The sequence below is a fragment of the Rhizobium sp. H4 genome (assembly GCF_003013335.1).
Lineage (GTDB): Bacteria > Pseudomonadota > Alphaproteobacteria > Rhizobiales > Rhizobiaceae > Rhizobium > Rhizobium sophoriradicis.
In genome coordinates this window covers 214,191-235,088 of record NZ_PSOW01000011.1, presented here as the reverse complement: position 1 = coordinate 235,088, position 20,898 = coordinate 214,191, and the positions used below count along the sequence as shown (strand labels likewise).

Annotated in this window: 19 protein-coding genes; 5 read left to right on the top strand and 14 right to left on the bottom strand. The window is 60.9% G+C overall.

Annotated elements, in window-relative coordinates:
• Nucleotides 1-308 precede the first annotated feature (308 nt).
• The 4 genes from C4N04_RS18965 to C4N04_RS18945 all read right to left on the bottom strand — a co-directional run bounded on the left by C4N04_RS18965 (nucleotide 309) and on the right by C4N04_RS18945 (nucleotide 3,803).
• Entirely contained in the window at nucleotides 309-1,331 is a 1,023-nt protein-coding gene (locus C4N04_RS18965) for a porin (protein WP_077989294.1), read from the bottom strand.
• Between the two features lie 720 nt (nucleotides 1,332-2,051).
• The gene (locus tag C4N04_RS18955; protein ID WP_004678404.1) at nucleotides 2,052-2,540 is read right to left on the bottom strand and encodes an Lrp/AsnC family transcriptional regulator; all 489 of its coding nucleotides are present in this window, start codon (nucleotides 2,538-2,540) and stop codon (nucleotides 2,052-2,054) included.
• A gap of 69 nt (nucleotides 2,541-2,609) precedes the next feature.
• Nucleotides 2,610-3,242 (bottom strand): uracil-DNA glycosylase family protein, encoded by a 633-nt coding sequence (locus C4N04_RS18950; RefSeq protein WP_106796733.1) that lies wholly within the window; start codon nucleotides 3,240-3,242, stop codon nucleotides 2,610-2,612.
• A gap of 3 nt (nucleotides 3,243-3,245) precedes the next feature.
• A complete protein-coding gene (locus tag C4N04_RS18945) occupies nucleotides 3,246-3,803 on the bottom strand; it encodes a thermonuclease family protein (protein ID WP_106796732.1) in 558 nt (185 codons plus the stop codon).
• A 106-nt stretch (nucleotides 3,804-3,909) separates the two neighbouring features.
• On the opposite strand from C4N04_RS18945, the gene C4N04_RS18940 reads away from it, so the two are divergent.
• Nucleotides 3,910-5,445, top strand: a complete 1,536-nt coding sequence (locus C4N04_RS18940; RefSeq protein WP_038689430.1) for a HAMP domain-containing sensor histidine kinase — start codon at nucleotides 3,910-3,912, stop codon at nucleotides 5,443-5,445.
• 1 nt (nucleotide 5,446) lies between these two features.
• On the opposite strand, the gene C4N04_RS18935 is transcribed toward C4N04_RS18940, so the two are convergent.
• The gene (locus C4N04_RS18935) at nucleotides 5,447-5,830 is read right to left on the bottom strand and encodes a diacylglycerol kinase (protein WP_106796731.1); all 384 of its coding nucleotides are present in this window, start codon (nucleotides 5,828-5,830) and stop codon (nucleotides 5,447-5,449) included.
• Nucleotides 5,831-5,972: 142 nt separating this feature from the next.
• Nucleotides 5,973-6,989, bottom strand: a complete 1,017-nt coding sequence (gene cobT, locus C4N04_RS18930; protein ID WP_106796730.1) for a nicotinate-nucleotide--dimethylbenzimidazole phosphoribosyltransferase — start codon at nucleotides 6,987-6,989, stop codon at nucleotides 5,973-5,975.
• Between the two features lie 170 nt (nucleotides 6,990-7,159).
• On the opposite strand from cobT, the gene C4N04_RS18925 reads away from it, so the two are divergent.
• The 4 genes from C4N04_RS18925 (at nucleotide 7,160) to C4N04_RS18910 (ending at nucleotide 10,054) form a co-directional block, all read left to right on the top strand.
• The gene (locus C4N04_RS18925; RefSeq protein WP_106796729.1) at nucleotides 7,160-7,942 is read left to right on the top strand and encodes an adenosylcobinamide-GDP ribazoletransferase; all 783 of its coding nucleotides are present in this window, start codon (nucleotides 7,160-7,162) and stop codon (nucleotides 7,940-7,942) included.
• Nucleotides 7,943-7,960: 18 nt separating this feature from the next.
• Complete coding sequence (locus tag C4N04_RS18920) at nucleotides 7,961-8,173, top strand: DUF1289 domain-containing protein (RefSeq protein ID WP_077989300.1); 213 nt, start codon at nucleotides 7,961-7,963, stop codon at nucleotides 8,171-8,173.
• Entirely contained in the window at nucleotides 8,173-8,874 is a 702-nt protein-coding gene (locus C4N04_RS18915) for a TIGR02281 family clan AA aspartic protease (RefSeq protein WP_106796728.1), read from the top strand. Before C4N04_RS18920 ends, C4N04_RS18915 begins: the two co-directional genes overlap by 1 nt.
• A 244-nt stretch (nucleotides 8,875-9,118) precedes the next feature.
• Nucleotides 9,119-10,054: a LysR family transcriptional regulator gene (locus C4N04_RS18910; protein WP_106796727.1), complete on the top strand. Its 936-nt coding sequence runs from the start codon at nucleotides 9,119-9,121 to the stop codon at nucleotides 10,052-10,054.
• On the opposite strand, the gene C4N04_RS18905 is transcribed toward C4N04_RS18910, so the two are convergent.
• From C4N04_RS18905 to C4N04_RS18870, 8 genes are all read right to left on the bottom strand, one after another.
• The gene (locus C4N04_RS18905) at nucleotides 10,005-10,742 is read right to left on the bottom strand and encodes an SDR family oxidoreductase (protein WP_106796726.1); all 738 of its coding nucleotides are present in this window, start codon (nucleotides 10,740-10,742) and stop codon (nucleotides 10,005-10,007) included. The genes C4N04_RS18910 and C4N04_RS18905 overlap by 50 nt on opposite strands.
• 107 nt (nucleotides 10,743-10,849) lie before the next feature.
• A complete protein-coding gene (locus tag C4N04_RS18900; protein WP_106796725.1) occupies nucleotides 10,850-11,611 on the bottom strand; it encodes an ABC transporter permease in 762 nt (253 codons plus the stop codon).
• Nucleotides 11,608-12,534, bottom strand: a complete 927-nt coding sequence (locus tag C4N04_RS18895; protein ID WP_038689446.1) for an ABC transporter ATP-binding protein — start codon at nucleotides 12,532-12,534, stop codon at nucleotides 11,608-11,610. The genes C4N04_RS18900 and C4N04_RS18895 overlap by 4 nt, the downstream gene beginning before the upstream one ends.
• 469 nt (nucleotides 12,535-13,003) lie before the next feature.
• Complete coding sequence (locus C4N04_RS18890) at nucleotides 13,004-14,617, bottom strand: glycoside hydrolase family 43 protein (RefSeq protein WP_106796724.1); 1,614 nt, start codon at nucleotides 14,615-14,617, stop codon at nucleotides 13,004-13,006.
• Nucleotides 14,618-14,880: 263 nt separating this feature from the next.
• Entirely contained in the window at nucleotides 14,881-15,915 is a 1,035-nt protein-coding gene (gene mgrA / locus C4N04_RS18885) for an L-glyceraldehyde 3-phosphate reductase (protein ID WP_038689449.1), read from the bottom strand.
• Nucleotides 15,916-16,224: 309 nt separating this feature from the next.
• The gene (locus C4N04_RS18880) at nucleotides 16,225-17,358 is read right to left on the bottom strand and encodes a Gfo/Idh/MocA family oxidoreductase (protein WP_106796723.1); all 1,134 of its coding nucleotides are present in this window, start codon (nucleotides 17,356-17,358) and stop codon (nucleotides 16,225-16,227) included.
• 8 nt (nucleotides 17,359-17,366) lie between these two features.
• Nucleotides 17,367-18,128, bottom strand: coding sequence for a sugar phosphate isomerase/epimerase (locus C4N04_RS18875; protein ID WP_106796722.1), 762 nt, complete (start codon nucleotides 18,126-18,128; stop codon nucleotides 17,367-17,369).
• A 39-nt stretch (nucleotides 18,129-18,167) separates the two neighbouring features.
• Nucleotides 18,168-20,627, bottom strand: coding sequence for a glycoside hydrolase family 2 protein (locus C4N04_RS18870; RefSeq protein ID WP_106796721.1), 2,460 nt, complete (start codon nucleotides 20,625-20,627; stop codon nucleotides 18,168-18,170).
• Between the last annotated feature and the right edge of the window lie 271 nt (nucleotides 20,628-20,898).

Here is a 20,898-nt window from a genome sequence, read left to right as displayed (position 1 = left end):
ATTGGATTTTCTTTCCGCGACCCGTCGCGGCAAGGCAAACCGGTGCTGATCGGTCTGGTCAAATCTCGTGAATTTAATAAGTGTGAAGCCTCAATGAGGCTGTGCCGACGTGCGATATGCAACATGCCGGTTCGGCCCACTTGGATGGCGATCGAAAAGACCGCCAGAAAGACGGCGAGGAAAAACGCTGCAAGGACGGTCCGGCAGGGAAGACCGGACCCGTCCCCGTAGCTGATCGGAGGTCACTCGGATCAGAAACTGATTTGAAACGCCCCCGGTCCGAAGACCGGGAGCATTCACCAAGTCGATTAGAACGAACGCTGCAGGCGGAAGTAGCCCGAAGTGGAGTCGTCAGCATCTTCCGGATCGAGGTACTGAACCGAAGCCTTGGCGTAGAAGTTGTCGACGATCTGGTAATCAACCGTCAGACCGACCTTCCAAGCGTCGCCATCGCTGAAGTCGTCACCGGAGACGTAGTAGTCACCGTAGTACTGGACGCCAGGAGTGATCTTGAGCTTGTCGGTTGCCTTGATTGCGTATTCGGCAGCGACAGCCCATTCAGCTGCGGAGTAGTAGGAGTTCGGGCCGGAAGAGTATACGGCAGCGAGGCCGAGCGTGCCGGGACCGATTTCAACCGTACCCATTGCACGGACGGCGCCGTCTTCGTTGTCGAAGTCCCAGCCGCCGGTGACCTGGTAGCTAAACGCACCAGCAGTGCCGCCAACGCCGAAGGCAACGCCAACGTTGTTCGGCTCTTCGCCCGTCTTGTAGAAGCCGTCCTCCAGTTCGTCGACGCTGATGCCGGCGTAGAAGGTGCCGCTTTCGTACTGATAACGGATGGAGTTGTGCAGGGTTACGATCGAACCGATGTCGTCGGTTTCACCCGAGAGACCATCGTCCCACCAGCTGTAGAAAAGACCAGCGCGGAAGCCCGCGATGTCGAGGTAAGCGGAGTCGAGGATGGCATCCTGATCCGAAGCGTTGTCAGCATTGAACTGCATGACGATGACGCCGGTCAGCGGACCATATTCGGTGTCGCTCTTGGCCGTGAACTGAACCTGGCCGCGCGTACGAGCATCCCAATCCGAGTCGTTGCTGAGCGAACCGTTGAGCGGCTGATCACCAACATCAACCTGGAAACGGATGTAGCCTTCGATCTTGAGGCAGGTTTCGGTGCCGGGGATGTAGAAGTAGCCGGTGCCGTAAGCGTCGCAGACGCGAACATATTCAACCGGTTCCGGCTCGGCAGCAACGATAGCGTCAGCTGCAAGAACCGGCGTCGATGCAGCAAAAGCTGCTGCTGATGCGAGCAAAACCATTCTGATGTTCATTTACCAATCCATTCCTTTGTCGATCGGGGCTGGCTTCCAATCGGGTAGTCGATTCGAAGCCGGCCCAGTTTGAACAGCCATCTCGGCGTGCGGATCGATCGAACCGCCAAACCGTCATCACACACCGGGCGTTATCAAGCAATTCTGGATATATGCTGGAGGGGTCCGACCGAGCCATTTTCCCCGAAAGCGTGATTTTTATACAACAATTTCAATTGCTTGAAGAAAAAAACGCACAAAACGGCCCGGCGACGGAAGTCTTCCATCGCAAGCCGCAAACGCCATATTCTTTCATCAAAATCCTCACCGCCCGATCTTCGTCGGACATAGTGGTGAAGCTCATAAAACACTACCGCCGGCTAATGAACACACACAAGATGGCGGCTTAGAACATAGTGTCCTGAATTCGATACCAATGCGTCAAAATGATGACATATGGCCCACTGGTTGTACGCACAATAACCCCTTAATCATTATCAGGCTATTTATTTTTCAGGATTTCGCCGCGATTCAAGCGCTTTTTCGTTGTTTTTTAGTCTTTTCTGCAGTCAGAACCTTCTCGCAGCCCTGCTTGCTGCCTCATTGCGGACATTCTCACGGATGATGAGAATGCCGCTCGAAGCCCATTTCTTGAGGAGGATACCCCCTACGGTAGCAGACCATTCCTCGATATTTGAGTATCAGCCGCCATTCAACGGGTCGCAGATCGCATGCTCGGACTCAGTCTTCGTTTGACTTGGCGTTCTCGAGAATCATGTAGTCCAGCGGCAACTGCGTCGAATACTTGATCTGCTCCATCGCGAAGGCGGAGGAAACGTCGCGAATCTCGATCTTGGCGATCATCCGCTTATAAAAGGCGTCATAGGCGGCGATATCGGGCACGACGACTCGCAGGAGATAATCGACATCACCGCTCATGCGGTAGAATTCGACCACTTCTGGGAATTCGGCGACCACCTCGGAAAAGCGGCGCAGCCACTCGATCGAATGGGTAGCCGTGCGAATCGACACGAAAACGGTGACCTTGGTGTTGACCTTCTCGGGATCGAGGATGGCAACCCGACGCTTGATGACGCCGTCTTCCTCCATTTTCTGGATGCGGCGCCAGCATGGCGTCGTCGACAGCCCCACTTTCTTGGCGAGGTCGGCAACGGCAAGGGTCGAATCTTCTTGCAGCAGACGCAGTATTTTTCGGTCGAGGCGGTCCATGCGCACGTCAGTCCTTTCGAATTATTTTCTTTGTATAACTCGATTCCGCGCGACGAAAAGAATTTTGTTTCAGGAAAGCAGCATTTTCGTCCGTGCCCGCAAGACAGGAAGCAATTCTTCCTCGAACCAGGAATTGCGTTTCAGCCAGCCGCTGTTGCGCCAACTCGGATGCGGCAGCGGCAGCACCGCCGGCGATCGCCCGGACATGAGGCTGTCGCGCCACCCCCGCACCGTCTCGGTCATGCCGCCCCGCGATTCGCCGGCGACATGCCAGGTCTGTGCATATTGACCGATGACCAGCACCAGTTCGATTTGCGGCATCGCCGAAAGTACTCTTTGCCGCCAGAACGGTGCACATTCGCGCCGCGGCGGCAAATCCGCGCCTTTGTCGTCGTAGCCGGGAAAGCAGAAGCCCATCGGCACGATGGCGAATCGGTCGCGGTCGTAAAAGCTTGCTCTGTCGACGCCGAGCCACGATCGTAGCCGGTCACCCGAGGCATCGTCGAATGGCAAGCCACTCTCATGCACGCGAAGTCCGGGCGCCTGACCGGCGATCAGGATACGGGCGTTCGAAGAGATCACGGCCACCGGCCGCGGCTCGTGCGGCAACCGGTGCGCAGGCCCCTTTGCCGGCGCGTCACGACAGATGCGGCAGGCAGCGATTTCACGCCGTAAAGTTTCCAAGCTGGCTTCGTCGGTCATCGCTTACTCCCACCCGACGATCCGCCTGATTAAGCGCAGCGCCTCGTCGAAACCGGAATTCTGGCGGGCATGGTCGCGCACATCGCGCGGCCGCTCGAAACTTCCGGCCCACATCCCCGCCTTCGCAACCCTCGCTTCGTCCTCCTCCTTGCCGTAACCGCCATAGGAAATGGCCATGCCCCGCCGCACCATGGCGGCGTTGATGTCTCCGCCTGCCCCACTGCGGCAGATGACGAGCAGCCTGTCGTAGCGGTCTCGCCGGCTACCCTCGCAAAGCGTTTCCGATGTCAGCACCATCTCCTGCAGCGCCTGGCGCGCGGCCCGCCCGCAAGCCCAGACCGTTCCTGCCCGCTCGCAGCTCTGATTAAGCTCCGGCGCATCGATGCCTTCGAGACGGAAGCGTTCCCGTCCCAAAGACAGACTGTCGCCGTCGGCGGCATGAAAGGCGCCCGCATGCTTGATGGCTGCAATATCGTTGACCTTGGCGGCGATCAGCGCCAGAAGCGCCAGCAGGGCCAAAGCAGTCACGCCGTCGCGAATCAGGCGCAGGCCCCGTGTCACGCTTTCGCCTCCTTAAAAAACAAATCCTTGGCAAAGATGGCAAACATCTTCTTAAGAATTGCCGGTTAAGCTCTTATCCACCCTGGGATGAAGTTTCAACGTGCACATGAGTACCGGCGTAAGCACATCGACCGACAAGATTATCGTCGACAGGTCGCGCAGCCACCGCAACAAGGCCGTTTCCAAGGCCGTGCGGCAGACGCGCGAACGTCTTCAGTCCGGCCATGCGTCCAATTCCTCCTTCGACCGTGACGTACTCAAGATGTACATAGCATCGATGCTGCAGGGCGCGACGATCATGCCGCTCTTTATCGTCATCATCACCGCCCTCGGCGTTTATTTCACCCAAGATACGCGATTGCTCTTCTGGGCGCTGCTGACGCTCACCTGCCACGCCGGCAATATACTGCTCGCGCGGCGCGCGCGACGCCAGGAGATCACCGCCGAGAGCGCCCGCAAATGGCGCCGCCTGCTGCTCTCCGGCCAATTCCTGGTTGGCTGCTGCTGGGCCGTCTTCGCGCTTCAGGGCTGCGACACCTGCGAGCCGTCGAGCTTCATTCTTTATAAGGGCGCAACATTGCTGATTGCGCTCTCCGTCACGGCGATGTCGAATTTCATGCTGACGCCTGCCGTCCTCGTCGCCTTCGCACCGGCGGTCCTGGCGCTGGGCGCCAAGAGCGGCCTGTCGCGCGACCTCCTCGAAATCAGCCTGACCGGGCTGTTCACGGCCACCCTGGTCTTCTTCAACTATATCAGCGACCGGCTGTTCAAATCGAACCTCAGGATTCTCTCCTATCAGTCGGAGAAAGACGACCTGATCGCCGAGTTGGAAGTGGCCAAATCGATGTCTGACGAGGCGCGTCGCCGCGCCGAAGAGGCAAACCTCGCCAAGTCCCGCTTCCTTGCCTCCATGTCGCACGAACTCAGGACGCCGCTCAACGCCATCCTCGGCTTCTCCGAAGTGATGTCGGCCGAAGTCATGGGACCGCTCGCCAACCCGACCTACAAGGAATATGCGGGCGACATTCATCGCTCCGGCCAGCACCTGCTCGATCTCATCAACGAAATCCTCGACTTGTCGCGCATCGAGGCCGGCAAATACGAACTGAGCGAGGAAGCGATCTCGCTTCTCGATATCACTGAAGATTGCATTGGCATGGTCCAGCTGCGCGCCCGCGCCAAGAACATTGCCATTTCGGATCAGTTCGAGCGGCAGCTGCCGGCCATCTGGGCGGACGAGAAGTCGATGCGCCAGGTGGTGCTCAACCTTCTCTCCAATGCCGTCAAGTTCACGCCCCAAGGCGGCGAAATCCACGTCAAGGTCGGTTGGACGGCCGGCGGCGGCCAGTACATCTCGATCAAGGATAACGGCCCCGGCATTCCGGAGGAAGAGATTCCCGTCGTCCTGTCGGCCTTCGGCCAAGGCTCGATCGCCATCAAGAGCGCCGAACAGGGCACCGGCCTCGGCCTGCCGATCGTCCAGGCGATCCTTGCCAAGCATGACGGACAGTTCCTGCTGAAGTCGAAGCTGCGCGAGGGCACCGAGGTCATTGCCATCCTACCCGCCAAGCGCGTGCTCCAGAGCCTGCCGGCTGTCGAAGAGGCTCAGGCCGTCGCGCGCAAGCGCAAGAGCTTTGCCTGATTCAACCAAAAAACAGGTGTTTGCCGAGAACGAAGCCGAGATAAAGGCAGCATGCGGCGATCATACAGGCCACCGCGAAGGAACCGAGATCCTTGGCATGTTTGCCGACGATCGATATCTCCGGCGAAATCCGGTCGATCACCTCTTCGACGGCAGTATTCATCGCCTCCATCGAAAAGAGCCCCAGAAACAGCAGAACCGCGACGACGATCTCGCCGGCGGTCGCGCCCACCAGCGCCAGCGCTGCGATCGAAACGACGAAAAAACCAAGTTCCTGGCGGAAGGCCGCCTCTTTCAGCACACGCAGAAAGCCCGCCCAGGAATAGCTGGCGGCGGCGATGAAATGCCGAAATCCGGTCTCTTTCGTCACCGCAGGCTTCGTCAAGACGCCCTCTCCTCTTCCGGTTGCGCCACGGCCCCGGGAAAGGTATCGCCATCTCCCCTTTGGTGAGCCAATAGGCAAATAGCGAATCCGCCTGAACGGCGCAAGCCAACCGGAGCCCGCATCGCCGGGGCCGGCCGCAGCCTCAATGTTTGCCGCTCACACCCGCCTGCGCAAAGGTTGCCATTCCGGAATGGCAGGCGGCCGCCGCCTTGACGATGCCAGCGGCCAGAGCCGCACCGGTGCCTTCGCCGAGGCGCATGCCGAGCGCCAGAAGCGGCGTCTTGCCAAGCATCTCGATCGAGCGCAGATGCCCGGGTTCGGCAGAGACATGGCCGATGAGGCAATGATCGAGCGCCGTAGGGTTTGCGGCTTTGAGGATCGCAGCCGCGGCAGTCGCGACATAGCCGTCGATCACCACCGGAATGCGCTCCATGCGGGCGGCAAGAATGGCGCCCGCCATCGCCGCGATCTCGCGACCGCCGAGCCGCCGCATGATCTCGAGCGGATCGTCGAGGTGGTCGCTGTGCAGCGCCACTGCCTTTTCGACCGCCGCGATCTTGCGCTCCAGCATGTCGCCTTCAGAGCCGGTGCCTGGTCCCACCCAGTCGCGCGCCGAACCGCCATAAAGGGCATAATTGATCGCAGCCGCAATCGTCGTATTGCCGATGCCCATCTCGCCGATGCAGAGCAGATCGGTGCCGCCGGCGATCGCTTCCATGCCGAAAGCCATGGTCGCGGCACAGTCACGCTCGGAAAGCGCCGCCTCTTCGGTAATGTCGCCCGTGGGATAGTCGAGTGCCAGGTCGAAGACTTTCAGCCCGAGATCGTGGGCGACGCAAATCTGATTGATCGCCGCGCCGCCGGCTGCGAAATTCTCGACCATCTGCTGCGTCACCGCTGGCGGAAAAGGCGTGATGCCGTGCCTGGTGACGCCGTGATTGCCGGCGAAGATTGCCACCAGCGGCCGGTTGACGGCGGGTGGGCGACCGGTCCAGGCGGCGAGCCAGAAGGCGATTTCCTCGAGCCGTCCGAGCGCACCCGGCGGCTTGGTCAGCTGCGCGTCGCGTTCGCGTGCAGCCACCAGCGCGCGCGCATCCGGCCCCGGCAGGTCGCGGAGCAAGGTACGGAAGTCGTCGAACGGCAGGCCTGAAACGCTCATCTGTGCGGTGTTCCTATGAAATCGGCTATTCTTGTTTTCACGCAAACCACTTGTTTGCGTCGAGCAAATCAGCTTCTTTGCGGTGGCTCTCTCTTAAAGCCGGCGAACGAAGCGAACAACACCAAAAGCGCCGCGACCATAAGTCGGGACCTGCGGCAGAACGAAACAGAATGAAGATCAAGGATTATGCGGTCGATACCGCCCGCGCCGTCGCCTTCCTCAGCCGCCTTCCCATGCCGCCAGCGCTGTTCAACGGCTATGACGGCAAGCTCGGCCGCCTGGTGCGCGCCTTTCCCGTCGCCGGCCTTCTCATCGGCTTTGTCCCAGCCCTCGCCCTCCTCCTTCTTTTAGGCCTGCGCGCAGATCCACTGGTGGCCGCACTGGTCGCACTTGCCGTCCAGGCGCTTGTCACCGGCGCGCTGCACGAAGATGGGTTAGCCGATACCGCCGACGGCATCGGCGGCGGCAAAAGCCGCGAACAGAGCCTCATCATCATGAAGGACAGCCGGATCGGCACCTATGGCGCCATCGCGCTTTTTCTCTCCTTCGCGATCCGCGCGGCAGCTCTCGCCGCCATTGTCGGCCATTCCTCGCCTCTCGCAGCAGTCCTTACCATTCCCGCCGTCGCGGCGCTAAGCCGCGGCGCGATCGCCTGGCATTGGCAGCGGCTGCCGCCGGCAAAGGCCGATGGCGTGGCCGCCTCGACCGGGCAGCCTGATGAGGCGGCGATGCATTTTGCGCTCGTCTCGGCCGGTCTCCTCGCAGCACTTCTGATCTGGCCGGCATTCGGCCTGTGGCCGCTCGTTGCCAGCCTGCTCGCCGCCGGCATCGCAGGATTTGCCTGCACCGTCTTCATCCGCCGCCGGCTTGCCGGCCACACCGGCGACACGCTGGGGGCAACGCAGCAGATATGCGAAATCGCCACTTTTTGCGCCCTTGCCACGGCTCTTTGAAACTCCGATATATCCTCCATGCAAACACCCTGCATTCACGTCTGCTCTATAGTTTCAGTCACCGGTTTTTGCGCCGGATGCGGCCGCACTCTTGAGGAAATCGGGGATTGGATGAACTATACCGATGCCGAGCGCGGCGGGATCATGGCGCTGCTGCCGGCGAGACTCGCAGCCGCCGCCCCAAGGAGCCACATGAAAACAAGCCTCGCGGCACGGCCGGAGCGGCCCTGATGATCCGTTTGACTGTCCTCCTCGTCGTGATCGGCATCGGCCTTGCCGCGCTGATCCTCAGCAATGACGGCAGCCGCATCCTCGGCCTGCAAAGCGACGATTTCGGCCGCTTCGTCTACCTGCTGCCGATCGCACTGATGCTGTCGGCGGGCATCTGGGGAAGCCGGCGCAGCGTCGGTGAAACCATGCGCCAGATGATGATCTGGCTGGTGATTATCCTGGCGCTCGTCACCGTCTATCTCTATCGCCAGGAAGCGCTTGGGGTCGGCAACCGCGTGCTCGCCGGCCTCGTTCCCGGCCGCGCCGTCGTCGTCACGACGAGCGAAGGTGGCAACGAAGTCATCCTGCACAAGCTGTTGAACGGCCATTTCGAAGCCGACGTCAATGTCAACGGCCGAAAGGTCGAGATGCTGGTCGACACCGGTTCCAGCATGGTGGCGCTCTCGCACGAGGATGCCGAACGCATCGGCATCGATCTCGCCGGCCTCACCTACTCGATGACGGTCATGACCGCCAACGGCCGCAGCCGCGCAGCCCCGATCACGCTTGACCAGGTGGCGATCGGTCCGATCGTCCGCAACAACGTCGCCGCCAGCGTCGCCGAGGATGGCCGACTCGACCAGAGCCTGCTCGGCATGAGCTTCCTGGAAACGCTCGGCTCCATGCAGATGCAGACCGACGAATTGCGCCTGCGGGATTGAACCCTGGCGTCGCAGCGCTCGTCATCTGCCTTCCGATAGCGGGCCTCACCCACTCGGTCGGGTTTTGACAGGCTCTCCATGCGGAGCGCCCCGAGCAGTTCGCCCGTCGACGAATGCCGCCGAAAGTGCGGCAACGCTGGACATTTTCGTTCAACGTTTCCGGCGCTACTTCGCCAAGCGTGGGTCCATTGCCGCCCGGTCTTCTTTGTTGATATTCTGCGCTCGCGCAATACCGGAACCTGACATGACCCCACGACAGCTGAAGACGTTCCTTGCCGTCATCCGCCACGGAAACCTCACGCACGCTGCTGGCGAAGTCAATCTCGCCCAATCGAGCCTTAGCGACCAGATACAGGCGCTGGAAGAGGAGTTGGGCGCCGAGCTCTTTGTCCGATCCCGGCAGGGCGTCGTCCCCACGCCGGCTGGAACGGCTTTGAAGGCTTATGCGGAAGAGATCTTGGCGCTGAATGGCGAGGCGAAGGACGCCGTCCGCTCGGCCGCCGGCAACGCCGAACAATTAGTCATATTGGGCACGCTCGAAACCATCGCCGCTGAAAGGCTGGCGCCCTGGCTCTCCAGCTTCCGTCGGCAGAACCCCGGCCTTGCTCTCAAACTCAAGGTTGGCGGCAGTGGCGAATTGTATGCGCAATTGCAGAACGGCTCGATCGACGTCGCCTTCACTTTCGATCGCGGCCATCAGGACGAGCGCTTCGCGACGCGCCATATCTGCAGCGAACCGCTGGTGTTGATCGCGGGCCACAACTCGCAGCTGTCCGCATTTGATAGCCTGGCGGCGCTGAGTGCGGCCCACTTTTTTGCGACTGAAGCCGGCTGCGTCTATCGCCATCTGTTCAATACGGCCTTTGCGGAAGCGGGTGTGACGCCGCCGCCCATTGCGGCGGAAGCAGACAGTATTGCGACGATCATTCGCCTCGTTGCATCCGGCACCGGCTATGGGCTTGTCCCGCGCCTCGCGATCGGACTGTCTCCGGCGCGTAGCGATATCGTCGAATTGTCGTGGCCTGGCAAACCGCCAGCCGCTTCGCTGGTGATGACGTGGCGGCGCCGGCGCGTTCAGCCGCCGGCGCTCGCCCTCATCCTGCAGTCAGCAAGCGAAAATCTCTCACCGGTCAAACCAGCCGATGCCCACCTTCGACATGCAGGATCGTGCCTGTGGTGAAACCGTTGCCGATGAGAAAACGGATTGCGTCGGCAATATCCTCCGGCTGCCCGACCCGGCCGGCCGGCAGGCGCTCCGCCATCGCGTCCAGCGTCGCTTGTTTGGCTTCGCCGGCGACAAAGGCCCAGATCGGCGTATCGACCCATCCGGGCGATACGGCATTGATGCGGATCGGAGCCAGCTCGACGGCAAGTGCTCTCACCAGGCCTTCGAGCGCCGCGTTGACGGCTGCGACCACCGATCCACGCGCTGCCGGTCGATAGGCGGCGACTCCTGAGGTATAGGTGATCGACCCCGCCGGCGGCAGATTGGCGGCGCCGTGCTTCGCCAGCAGCAGCGGCCCGTAGAACTTGCTTTCGACCACCCGTTGCGCCGCCGCAAGCTCGATTGACGGCAGGAGCTGATAGGCGCCTTCGATATCGGCCGCCGTGCTGACGATATGATCCAGCGGTTCGCCGTCCTGAAATAGCGCTGCGACCTCCTCCTCGCGGGCTATGTCGACCGCACGTGTCGCAAGTTTCGGATGGTCGCCGAGGTGGCGGCGGGCTGCCGCGAGCCTCTCTCGGCTGCGCCCCGCAATCGTCACCGACGCTCCCTCCGCGAGCAGGTGTCTGGCAAGCGCCAGTCCCATGCCGGAACTGCCGCCGACGATCAGCACCTTCGCACCTTCAATCCTGATAGCAGTCATCTCGCATCTCCATTTGAATGAGAGAGCAGATGCCCTGGACCGCAGCGGAAGAAAAACGGAAGAAATCGATAGCGACATCGGAGTTTCCGATGACGCGCGTTCAGCGATCAGTTGCGCAGCCGGTAGCCGGTCTTGAAGATCCAGCCGAGTGTCCCGAGGCAGATCGCCAGGAACACCGTGATCATCGCCAGGCTGATAATGGGATTGACGTCGGCGATCCCGTAGAAACTCCAGCGGAAGCCGCTGACGAGATAAAGCACCGGGTTGAAGTGGCTGACCGCCTGCCAGAAGGGCGGCAGCATGTTGACCGAGTAGAAGCTGCCGCCGAGGAAGGTCAGCGGCGGCACCACCAGCATCGGAATAAGGTTCAGCTGTTCGAAATTGCCGGCCCAGATGCCGATCATGAAGCCGAACAGGCTGAAGGTGACGGCCGTCAGCAGGAAGAACAGGATCATCATGAAGGGATGCTCGATCCTGACGTCGACAAAGAGATTGGCGGTCAGCAGGATAATGAAGCCGATGATCATCCCCTTGGTCGCCGCCGCCCCGACATAACCGAGCAGGATTTCCGTCATCGCCACCGGCGCCGACAGCACCTCGTAGATCGTGCCGGTGAATTTCGGGAAATAGATGCCGAAGGAGCCGTTGCTGATGCACTGGCCGAGCAGCGTCAGCATGATCAGGCCGGGTGTGATGAAGGCGCCGTAGGATACACCCTCCACTTCCTGTATGCGCGAGCCGATCGCCGCGCCGAAGACGATGAAATAGAGCGATGTCGAAATCACCGGCGAGATGACGCTCTGCAGCAACGTGCGGCGTGTGCGCGCCATCTCGAAGAGATAGATCGATTTGATTGCCTCGACGTTCATTTTGCAGCTCCCACCAGCGCCACGAAGATATCTTCGAGCGAACTCTGCCGCGTCGAGAGATCCTTGAAATGGATATTGTTCTCGCCCAGCCGGGTGAGCAGGGTCGCGATGCTCTCCTGCTCATTATCGGCATCGAAATCATAGGTCAGCCGGCAGCCATCGGCTTCCAGCGTCAATCCGTTGCCGGCAAAACAGTCCGGCAGCCGGCTCAGTGGTTCGGTGAGATCGAGGATGAGCTGCTTGCGGCCAAGCTTGGCCATCAGCGCCGCCTTGTCCTCGACGAGCAGCAATTGCCCGCCGTTGATGACGCCGACCCGGTCGGCAATCTCCTCGGCCTCTTCGATGTAATGTGTTGTCAGGATGATGGTGACACCGGAAGCCCGCAGCTGCTCGACGACATTCCACATATCCTTGCGCAGCGTCACATCGACGCCGGCGGTCGGCTCGTCGAGGAAAAGAATATCCGGTTCATGGGAGAGAGCCTTGGCGATCAGCACGCGCCGCTTCATACCGCCGGAGAGCTGACGCAGCATATTGTCCTTCTTGTCCCAGAGCGAAAGGGCGCGAAGCACCTTCTCGATATGGGCGGGATCGGCTTTCTTGCCGTGCAGCCCGCGCGAAAAGCTCACCGTGTTGAACACCGTTTCGAACTGGTCCGTGGTCAATTCCTGGGGCACCAGCCCGATCATCGAGCGGGTGGCGCGGAAATCCTTCACAACGTCATGGCCGGCGACCAGCACCTGCCCGCCGCTCGGATTGGCGATACCGCAGATGATCGAGATCAGCGTCGTCTTGCCAGCGCCATTTGGCCCGAGCAGCGCCAGGATTTCGCCCTTTTCAACAGTAAGATTGATGCCTTTCAGGGCCTCGAAGCCATTGGCATAGGTCTTTGTGAGGTTCTGAACGGAGATGATGGGGGCCATGCAGGACTCTTGCGGATTCGGAAAGTATTTCGGCCCGCTATATAAGCTGTCTGTGACGGTTTGACATCCTTCGGGAACGTGAACACTGCATTCACGCAGCACCAACACCGTCACCAACGACGAAGTCACCCCATGGCGACATGACCAAGGCGCCGGCTTTTCAGCTATCGTGGGCAACACCATGCCCGCGAAAAGAAAGGTAATGGCCGGTTTGGAATGTCATCATCCGGTGATCTTCATGCCCGATAAGGGTGCCGAGGCAAGCACCGGCATCCGCCCCGCCGCCCATCCCTTTGCGGAGCCGTCCTCTGGCGTTCTCGTTGCGCCTTTTACCGCTGCCTCGGCTTGTAATGAAAGTTATTGTTCAATCACGAAGTGTTTGGAACCGGCGAGTATCCCCTGTCCAGCCGCGTTCGTCTCAGCCGGCCCCAGGCCGGCTTCCTTTTTATCGGTTCCGAGTAGGCCGCTTTCACCACTCCTCGTAATTAAACCAGTCAAAATCCGCGACCTTCCCTCGCCCCGACGTATCGAAAGCAAACAGGCCGGCGAAAGCGCCGGTGAAGGAGCCGTGTTCGCCGCGACCACCCTCGTCGGAGATCATCCCGGCGTCGAGCACCGGGCCGATTGCCTGCCAGGCGCCCTTGCCTTCGGTCTGCCAGAAGAACTGCAGGTCGTTCTCGCGAATTTCCATCGCGAGCTGGACGCGGCCATCGGCGGCGATCGCCACCCCGCTTTCAGCCGGAAAGCTCAGGCGCCCGTTCGGATAGTCGCCATTGCAGGAAAGGATGGTGACGCAGCGGCCGAGTGTTTCATGCAGCGTGACAGCGAGCGCGTGGAACTTGTGGCGGTTATAATAATGCGTCAGTCCGGCAACCTGCTGGTAGGTGTCGGGTGAGAACTCGATCACCGTCTCGGCGCGGAAGCTGTGATGCTCCTGCCGGCGGGCGACCAATGCCTGTTCGAACCAGGAACCGATACTTTCCCGCCCGATCAGGCGGAGATGGCCGGGACGATCCGTCAGGTTGAAGATACGCTGCGGCTCGGGCGTGCGCAGCCACTGGAAGTCAGCAGGCAGTGCCGTGCCATCGAAGCTGTATTCACTGCGCATCGGCTTTTCCACCGGCGCAGCACCAAAGAGACCCGGCACATCGACATCAGGCACTGTGGTGCCGTTTTCGAGATAGAGCCAGTCATCGTCGCGCCAGACGCATTTCTGCAGGCTCGTCTCTCGCCCCAGCGTGCAACGCCGCTTCGGCGGCAGCGGTCGGCCGCAGAGATGGGTGTGGTACGCCTCGCCCTCCGGCGTCTCGACATATTGGCCGTGCCCGGCCCGCTGCAGCACCGCACCCGGGTGATCCTTGGAGGTAATGAGATGCCTGTTCGGATGCATCTCATATGGCCCTTCGATGCGGCGCGAGCGCGCCATCGTGACCGCGTGGTCGTAACCGGTGCCCCCCTCGGCGGTCGTCAGATAATACCAGCCGTTCTTCTTGAAGAGATGCGGGCCTTCGACGAGGCCAAGCTGACTGCCGGCAAAGATGTTCTTGATCGGCCCCTTCAGCGCCTTCGCTACCGGGTCCCATTCCTGCAGCAGGATGCCGTCGAAGGCAGGCGATTTCGGCGAGCCGCCAAAGCTTTCGGTGCGGTGGTTCCACTGCATGTTGACGAACCACTTGCGGCCGTCATCGTCATGGAAGAGCGAGGGATCGAAACCGGAGGAGTTGACATAGACCGGATCGGACCATTCGGCCTCGATCGAGGGCGCGTTGACGATGTAGTTCGGCGCATCCTTAAAATTGCCGTCGAAGCGCTTGACGTCGGTATAAACAAGCCAGAACTGCCCGTCGGCATAGGAAAGGCACGGCGCCCAGATGCCGCAGCTGTCCGGGTTCCCCCGCATGTCGAGTTGCGAGGCGCGCTCCAGAGGCCGGCGCACCAGCGTCCAGTTCACCAGGTCGCGCGAATGATGGATCTGCACGCCGGGATACCACTCGAAGGTGGAAGTGGCGATATAATAATCCGCGCCGACGCGGCAGATCGACGGATCGGGGTTGAACCCCGGCAGGATGGGATTGCGGATCATGGGCGCGGCTCCTTCAGAAGGAAATTGCGGTACGTACGTCAGACGAGGGCGGAAAAAACCTCTCCTCCCTCATCTCTTCCTCGGGGCTTGACCCGAGGGATGTCACAGAGATCCAGCCAGCCCAATTCCTTGGGCTGAAAGAACTCTTCTCGCCGTGCAGACGCGCGGCGGCTGGATTCCTGTGACATCCTCGGGCAAGGCCTGAGGCCACAGGAATGAGGGAGTCTGAGACGACATGCTGCCACAAACTCCCACTGTCCATCCTACTCCAGCTCTGCGGACTTGGCCCACAGGTTGATATCCGCTTCCTTGGCGTAGACATCGATCTGCTTCAGCTCCTCGGCCGTGAATTCGAGATTATCCAGCGCCTTGACGCAATCGACGATCTGCGAGGAACGGCTGGCGCCGATCAGCGCCGAAGTCACGCGTCCGCCGCGCAGCACCCATGCGATCGCCATCTGCGCCAGCGTCTGGCCCCGGCGCTCGGCGATCTCGTTGAGCTTCCGGATATTGTCGATGATCGAAGGGCGAATGAAGTCGCGCTTCAGGAAATGGTTCTGGGCTGCGCGGCTGTCATCAGGAATGCCGCCGAGATACTTCTTGGTCAGCATACCCTGGGCAAGCGGCGAGAAAACGATCGAACCCATGCCGACCTCGTCGAGCGCATCGAGCAGCCTGTCGTCCTCGACCCAGCGGTTGAGCATGGAATAGCTCGGCTGGTGGATCAGGCACGGCGTGCCGAGTTCCCTGAGGATTGCAGCGGCTTCGCGGGTGCGCTGCGAATTATAGGAGGAGATGCCGACATAGAGCGCCCGGCCGGAGCGGACGATATGGTCGAGCGCACCGCAGGTCTCTTCCAGTGGCGTGTCCGGATCGAAACGGTGCGAATAGAAGATATCGACATAGTCGAGGCCCATGCGCTTCAGGCTCTGGTCGCAGGAGGCGATCAGGTACTTGCGGCTGCCCCACTCGCCGTAAGGGCCTGGCCACATATCGTAGCCGGCCTTTGAGGAGATGATCAGCTCGTCGCGAAGCCCGGAAAATTCAGTGCGCAGGATCTCGCCGAAGGCGGTCTCGGCACTGCCGGGGGGCGGGCCGTAATTGTTGGCGAGGTCGAAATGAGTGATGCCGAGGTCGAAGGCCGTGCGGCACATGTCGATCTTGCGGTCATGCGAGGTGTCGCCGCCGAAATTGTGCCAGAGGCCGAGAGAAACGGCCGGCAGCTTCAGGCCGGAACGCCCGACGCGGTTATACTTCATCTTTGAATAGCGGTCTTCGGCCGGCTGCCAGCTGCTCATATGAAAGTCTCCTTCGTACAATATCCGTGTCATCGTCATGCGACATCCTCGGCTAACGAGAATGCCGACACCTGCCCCTCATCCGCCTGCCGGCACCTTCTCCCCGCAAGCGGGGAGAAGGGGAATTGCCGCAGCCCCTCCGTTCCCCATGCAGCTCTCGCATGGCACGTCCCCTCGCCCGATTTACGGGGAGAGGGTTAGGGTGAGGGGCAGCCATCGGCATGAAATGGACGACGGCGGCATGGTCTGACATGACGGAACTATTGGAGCAACCGCGCCGATACGGCAAGCGCAGGCGCGAATGCTCTATCACTTCAACAACGCCTGTGCCTCTTCTATGCCGAGCGCGGCCGGCTGGGTGCAGGTCGTGCTAAGGTCGATGAAGCGCCCCTCCTCGCCCGACTTGAGGATCGAGGTCATGACGTCGACCCCGTGGAGCGTGCGGTCGAGCGAGCAGCGTGCGTCGCGGCCTTCGATCAACGCCATCGCCATGTCGGCAAGGCCGGCCGTGCGGTAGTTGGCGCGCGCTCCGTTCGGGTTTTCCTGGTTGATCTTGCCGAAGGGATGTTCCCAGTCTTTAAGCGGCTTGATGTCCTTGTCGCGGCCACTTGCCTCGACGATGCCGCCGAAGAAGTTCGGGTCCGGCACGTAGAGCGAGCCGTCGGTGCCGTAGAGCTCCATGTTGGCATGGCGATGCGACCAGACATCCCAGCTTGCCGAAAGCGTAACGGTGGCGCCGTTGACGAATTCGAGCAGCGCCTGGATCGTCGTCGGCGTTTTGACCGGGATGATCTCGCCATGGCGCGGCTGGCTAGTGATCGTGCGGGTCTCCGATGCCATCGAGGTCATGGCGCCAACGCGTTTAACCGGACCGATCAGATTGATCAGGTTGGCGATGTAGTAAGGGCCGAGGTCGAGGATCGGTCCGCCGCCCGGCAGGAAGAAGAAATCCGGGTTCGGGTGCCACATCTCCATCCCGGGGCTCATCACATAGCAGGCCCCCGAGGTCACCCGGCCGATGCCGCCATCGTCGATGAACTTGCGGGCAAGCTGATGGGCGCCGCCGAGGAAGGTGTCCGGCGCGCAGCCGACGGCGAGATTCTTCGCCTTGGCGATGCGGCGAAGCTCTTCGCCCTGCTCCAGCGAAAGCACCAGCGGCTTTTCCGAATAGACGTGTTTTCCCGCTTCGAGGATCGCCTTCGACACTGGAAAATGCGCATCCGGAATGGTCAGGTTGACGACGACGTCGATCTCGTCATTGGCGAGAAGCGCGTCGATCGTCTGTGCCTTCACGCCATATTCCTTGGCGCGGGCCTCTGCGGCCTGCACGTTGATATCGGCGCAGGCCAGCACCTTCAGCCCCTTGAAGAGCGGTGCGAGCGAGAAGTAGGTGGTGGAGATGTTGCCGCATCCGATGATGCCGACGCCAAGTTCCCTGGTCATGATGTGCCTCAATAAGTCTGGAAGGATGCGATCGAGCGGCTAATGTTGCGGTCGATGTCATTGGGATTGTCATGTTCGACGACGAAATGCTTGGCCTTGGTGCCGCGAAGCGCCGCAATCAGCTTTGCCCACTCGACCTTGCCATGGCCGACATCGGCCCAGCCGTCCTCGTCCGTCGCTTCGCCTGCCGGCGCAATGTCCTTGACGTGGACGGCGGTGATGCGCGGCCCGAGCTTCTCGATCCAGGCGAAGGGATCGGCGTCGCCGCGGATGACCCATGCGATATCGGCTTCCCAGGAAATGTCGGGAGCGCCTTCGAAGATGCGCTCGATCGGCAGCGAGCCGTCGGCCAGCTTGACGAATTCGAACTCGTGGTTGTGCCAGCCGAATTCATAGCCGGCGTCCTTGTAAGGCTTGCTCATCTCCTGCAGGCGCTTGCCGAAGGCGGTCCAGCCGGCGGCGTCGGAAGGGCGCTGGTCAGCTGCCAGATGCGGCGCATAGATCGAATCCATGCCGAGAATCCTGGCAATATTGAGCGACTTCTGAACTTCCTTCTCCAGGAAATCGGGACTGAAATGGCCGCTCGCCATGATCAGGCCGTTCTTGTCGAGCTTGGCGCGAAGGCTCTTCAGGCCGGCATCGTCGAGATCGGCATAGATGCCGCCGAAGCCCTCGACTTCCGCATAGCCGGCCTTGCCGAGCTTTTCGAAGATTGCCGAATAGGGCTGGAAGTTGCGCGCGCTGTAGAGCTGGTAGCTAAGTTTCGTCATCATATTCTCCTTGGGCCTCGTGCCCACGCTTGGGAAGGATCAATCCGCCGATTGGCAGGAATGCAGGTCGTAAAACCGGAAGTCCGGCAGCCTGCCGCGTTCGAGCGGCAGTGCCGGGGTGAAGGTAATGCGGCGGCTCTCGCCGGCCGCAAGATCGAAAGCGTTGTCGGAATATTTGCCGTCCGTCTCGCTCTCGATCATCACGAAAAGCGCAAGTCCCTTGGCAGTGACGTTGATATCGACCGCGCCGCTGGCCTCGACATATTCATGCGTAACCGTCAGCACCGCAGGCTCGAGCTCCAGCGCTTTGTAGGTGCCGTTGACATAATGGCCCTCGCCGCCCATGCCGTTCGAGGCAGTGAAACGCCAGGCAAGCAGCGTCCCCTCGCCGATTTCGGCGACGTCAATCGTCGCGGCCGTCACCGCCGCATCCGGCGAGCAGACCGCCTGCACGTCTTTCAGATGCTTCCGCTCCCCTTTCATCGTCAGCAGAGAGATCGAAAGATCGACGCTGACATCGGCAAGCATGTCGTTGACCAGCGAGAAGCGGATCGTCTTGCCGTCCTCGGAAGGAATGGCGGCGACCGCCACCGGCTGGAAGAAGCGCTTGACGAGATAATGCATCGCCTTCCAGCGCCCGCCATAATCAAGGCTAGACCAGGAGGCCACCGGCCAGGTGTCGTTAAGCTGCCAGTAGATCGTGCCCATGCAATGGGGTTTCAGCGAACGCCAATATTCCACCGCCGTCTTGATCGCCAGGCCCTGCTGGATCTGGGAGAGATAGACGAAGTTCGGAAAATCCTTGGGGAAGCGGAAATAGCGGAACATCGTGCCGGCGATGCGCTCGTTGCCGCCGGCGTTCTTCTGGTGCAGTTCCATGACGGGAGAAGCGATGTTCATGTCCTTCTCCTCGGCATAGGTCCTGATGACCGGCAGCGAGGTATAGGACTGGAAGCCGAATTCCGAGCAGAAGCGCGGCCGCACCGAGCGGTAATTGTCGAACGACTTGTTCTCGTGCCAGACCGACCAGTAATGCATGTCGCCGGAGCCATCGGCATGCCACGCATCGCCGAAATCGAGATAGCCGGAAGCCGGGCTGGACGGCCACCAGAGCGCGCCGGGCAATGCCTTCTTCACCGCCTGCTCGATCGTTCGGTTGAGCCGGTCATAGGAGACGAGATAGCGGTCGCGATCCTTCCTCGATTCCTCGAACCAGGTCAGCGCGCCGACTAGTTCGTTGTCGCCGCACCAGAGCGCGATCGAAGGGTGCGAGGAAAGCCGGCGCACCTGGTAATCCACCTCGATCGCCACATTCTCAAGGAAGTCTTCTGTCGAGGGATAGAGGTTGCAGGCGAACATGAAGTCCTGCCAAACCATGAGACCCAGCCGGTCGCAGAGATCGTAGAAATGATCCTGCTCGTAGAAGCCGCCGCCCCAGACACGGATCATATTCATGTTGGCGGCTTTCGCCGATTGCAGCAGGTCTTCCGTCTTCTCTGGTGAGGAGAGCGAATAGAGCGCGTCGGCGGGAATCCAATTGGCGCCGCGGCAGAAGATCTCGCGGCCGTTAGCCTTGAAGGCAAAACGGGCGCCTGACGCATCCGGGGTGGTGATCAGCTCGATGGTGCGAAGACCAATCTGCCTCGTTACCGCCTCGTCGGATAGCTCGACCGAAAGCGTATAAAGCGCCTGCTCGCCGCTGCCGGACGGCCACCAGAGGCGCGGCGTGTCGATGTGAAAGAGATGGTTGACATCAGTCTCGCCCTTGACCCCGACATCGAGGCGCACGCGCTCGCCGTCGAGATCGAAATAGACCTGGGCGACGCCGGTCTGCTTCGCGTAGAGGCTCGCCGTCACCGTCAGGTCAACGGAACCGTCACTGTTATGCGTCTGGCGGGTGACGATATGTTCGATGCGTGCCGTCTCTAGCTTCTTCAGCGCGATCGTGCCGTAGAGGCCGAAAGGCGCAATGGCGATATTCCAGTCCCAGCCGAAATGGCATTGCGGCTTGCGCAGCATATTGCCGTCCGGAATCGGCGAATTGCCGGTGCTGTAGGGAATGTAGAAGGGCTGCTGCTTCTGCCGCTCGGCGCCAACGGCGGCGTTGGAGGCGAAGACGATGCGGATGACGTTGTCGCCGGATTTCAGCACGCTCGAGACATCAGGCCGGTAGCGCCGGAAGCTGTTGTCGGCTTCGAGCGCCAGGAAGCCGTTGACGTAAACGGAGGCAACCGTATCGAGATAGTCGATATCGAGATACCAGTCGCCCTCGGCCTCCTGCAGCGTGAAGCTGCGTTCGACCGCCCATTCACGCTCAGCGACCCACTGCACCTTCTCCTCGTTGCGGCCGAAATAGGGATCGGGAATCAGCCCGGCCCGGTGAAGCGCCGTATGCACGTCGCCCGGCAGCGTGATCGCTGTCCGGATCTCACCATCAACAGAGGTCAGCTGCCACGAACCGGAAAGGCCGATGCTGGTGTTGGTTGATTGCTGCGTCACGATTTCAATTCCGATTTCGAAAAGGATTGTGGTCTTGAAGGAAGGGCAAATGTCACTGTTCGGTGGCCGTCACCTAGTCGTCGTCAGAAACGTGTGCTTTTTCTCCTGATCGGCACTCCGCTCTCCGTCATCCATGGGCTTGACCCGAGGATCTACACCGCATCCACCTGCAGCAGCGGGCATGGATCCTCAGGTCAAGCCCGAGGATGACGGAGGGCGGGGTTGGCCTTTTCGTCAAACTCGCCCCGGCTAGTGGCCTCAACCCACAGAA

Bases quoted from the DNA above. Each gene is read 5' to 3' on its own strand.
- C4N04_RS18965 (WP_077989294.1), bottom strand. From the start codon at position 1,331: ATGAACATCAGAATGGTTTTGCTCGCATCAGCAGCAGCTTTTGCTGCA.
- C4N04_RS18955 (WP_004678404.1), bottom strand. From the start codon at position 2,540: ATGGACCGCCTCGACCGAAAAATACTGCGTCTGCTGCAAGAAGATTCG.
- C4N04_RS18950 (WP_106796733.1), bottom strand. From the start codon at position 3,242: ATGACCGACGAAGCCAGCTTGGAAACTTTACGGCGTGAAATCGCTGCC.
- C4N04_RS18940 (WP_038689430.1), top strand. From the start codon at position 3,910: ATGAGTACCGGCGTAAGCACATCGACCGACAAGATTATCGTCGACAGG.
- cobT (WP_106796730.1), bottom strand. From the start codon at position 6,989: ATGAGCGTTTCAGGCCTGCCGTTCGACGACTTCCGTACCTTGCTCCGC.
- C4N04_RS18925 (WP_106796729.1), top strand. From the start codon at position 7,160: ATGAAGATCAAGGATTATGCGGTCGATACCGCCCGCGCCGTCGCCTTC.
- C4N04_RS18920 (WP_077989300.1), top strand. From the start codon at position 7,961: ATGCAAACACCCTGCATTCACGTCTGCTCTATAGTTTCAGTCACCGGT.
- C4N04_RS18915 (WP_106796728.1), top strand. From the start codon at position 8,173: ATGATCCGTTTGACTGTCCTCCTCGTCGTGATCGGCATCGGCCTTGCC.
- C4N04_RS18910 (WP_106796727.1), top strand. From the start codon at position 9,119: ATGACCCCACGACAGCTGAAGACGTTCCTTGCCGTCATCCGCCACGGA.
- C4N04_RS18905 (WP_106796726.1), bottom strand. From the start codon at position 10,742: ATGACTGCTATCAGGATTGAAGGTGCGAAGGTGCTGATCGTCGGCGGC.
- C4N04_RS18900 (WP_106796725.1), bottom strand. From the start codon at position 11,611: ATGAACGTCGAGGCAATCAAATCGATCTATCTCTTCGAGATGGCGCGC.
- C4N04_RS18895 (WP_038689446.1), bottom strand. From the start codon at position 12,534: ATGGCCCCCATCATCTCCGTTCAGAACCTCACAAAGACCTATGCCAAT.
- C4N04_RS18890 (WP_106796724.1), bottom strand. From the start codon at position 14,617: ATGATCCGCAATCCCATCCTGCCGGGGTTCAACCCCGATCCGTCGATC.
- mgrA (WP_038689449.1), bottom strand. From the start codon at position 15,915: ATGAGCAGCTGGCAGCCGGCCGAAGACCGCTATTCAAAGATGAAGTAT.
- C4N04_RS18880 (WP_106796723.1), bottom strand. From the start codon at position 17,358: ATGACCAGGGAACTTGGCGTCGGCATCATCGGATGCGGCAACATCTCC.
- C4N04_RS18875 (WP_106796722.1), bottom strand. From the start codon at position 18,128: ATGACGAAACTTAGCTACCAGCTCTACAGCGCGCGCAACTTCCAGCCC.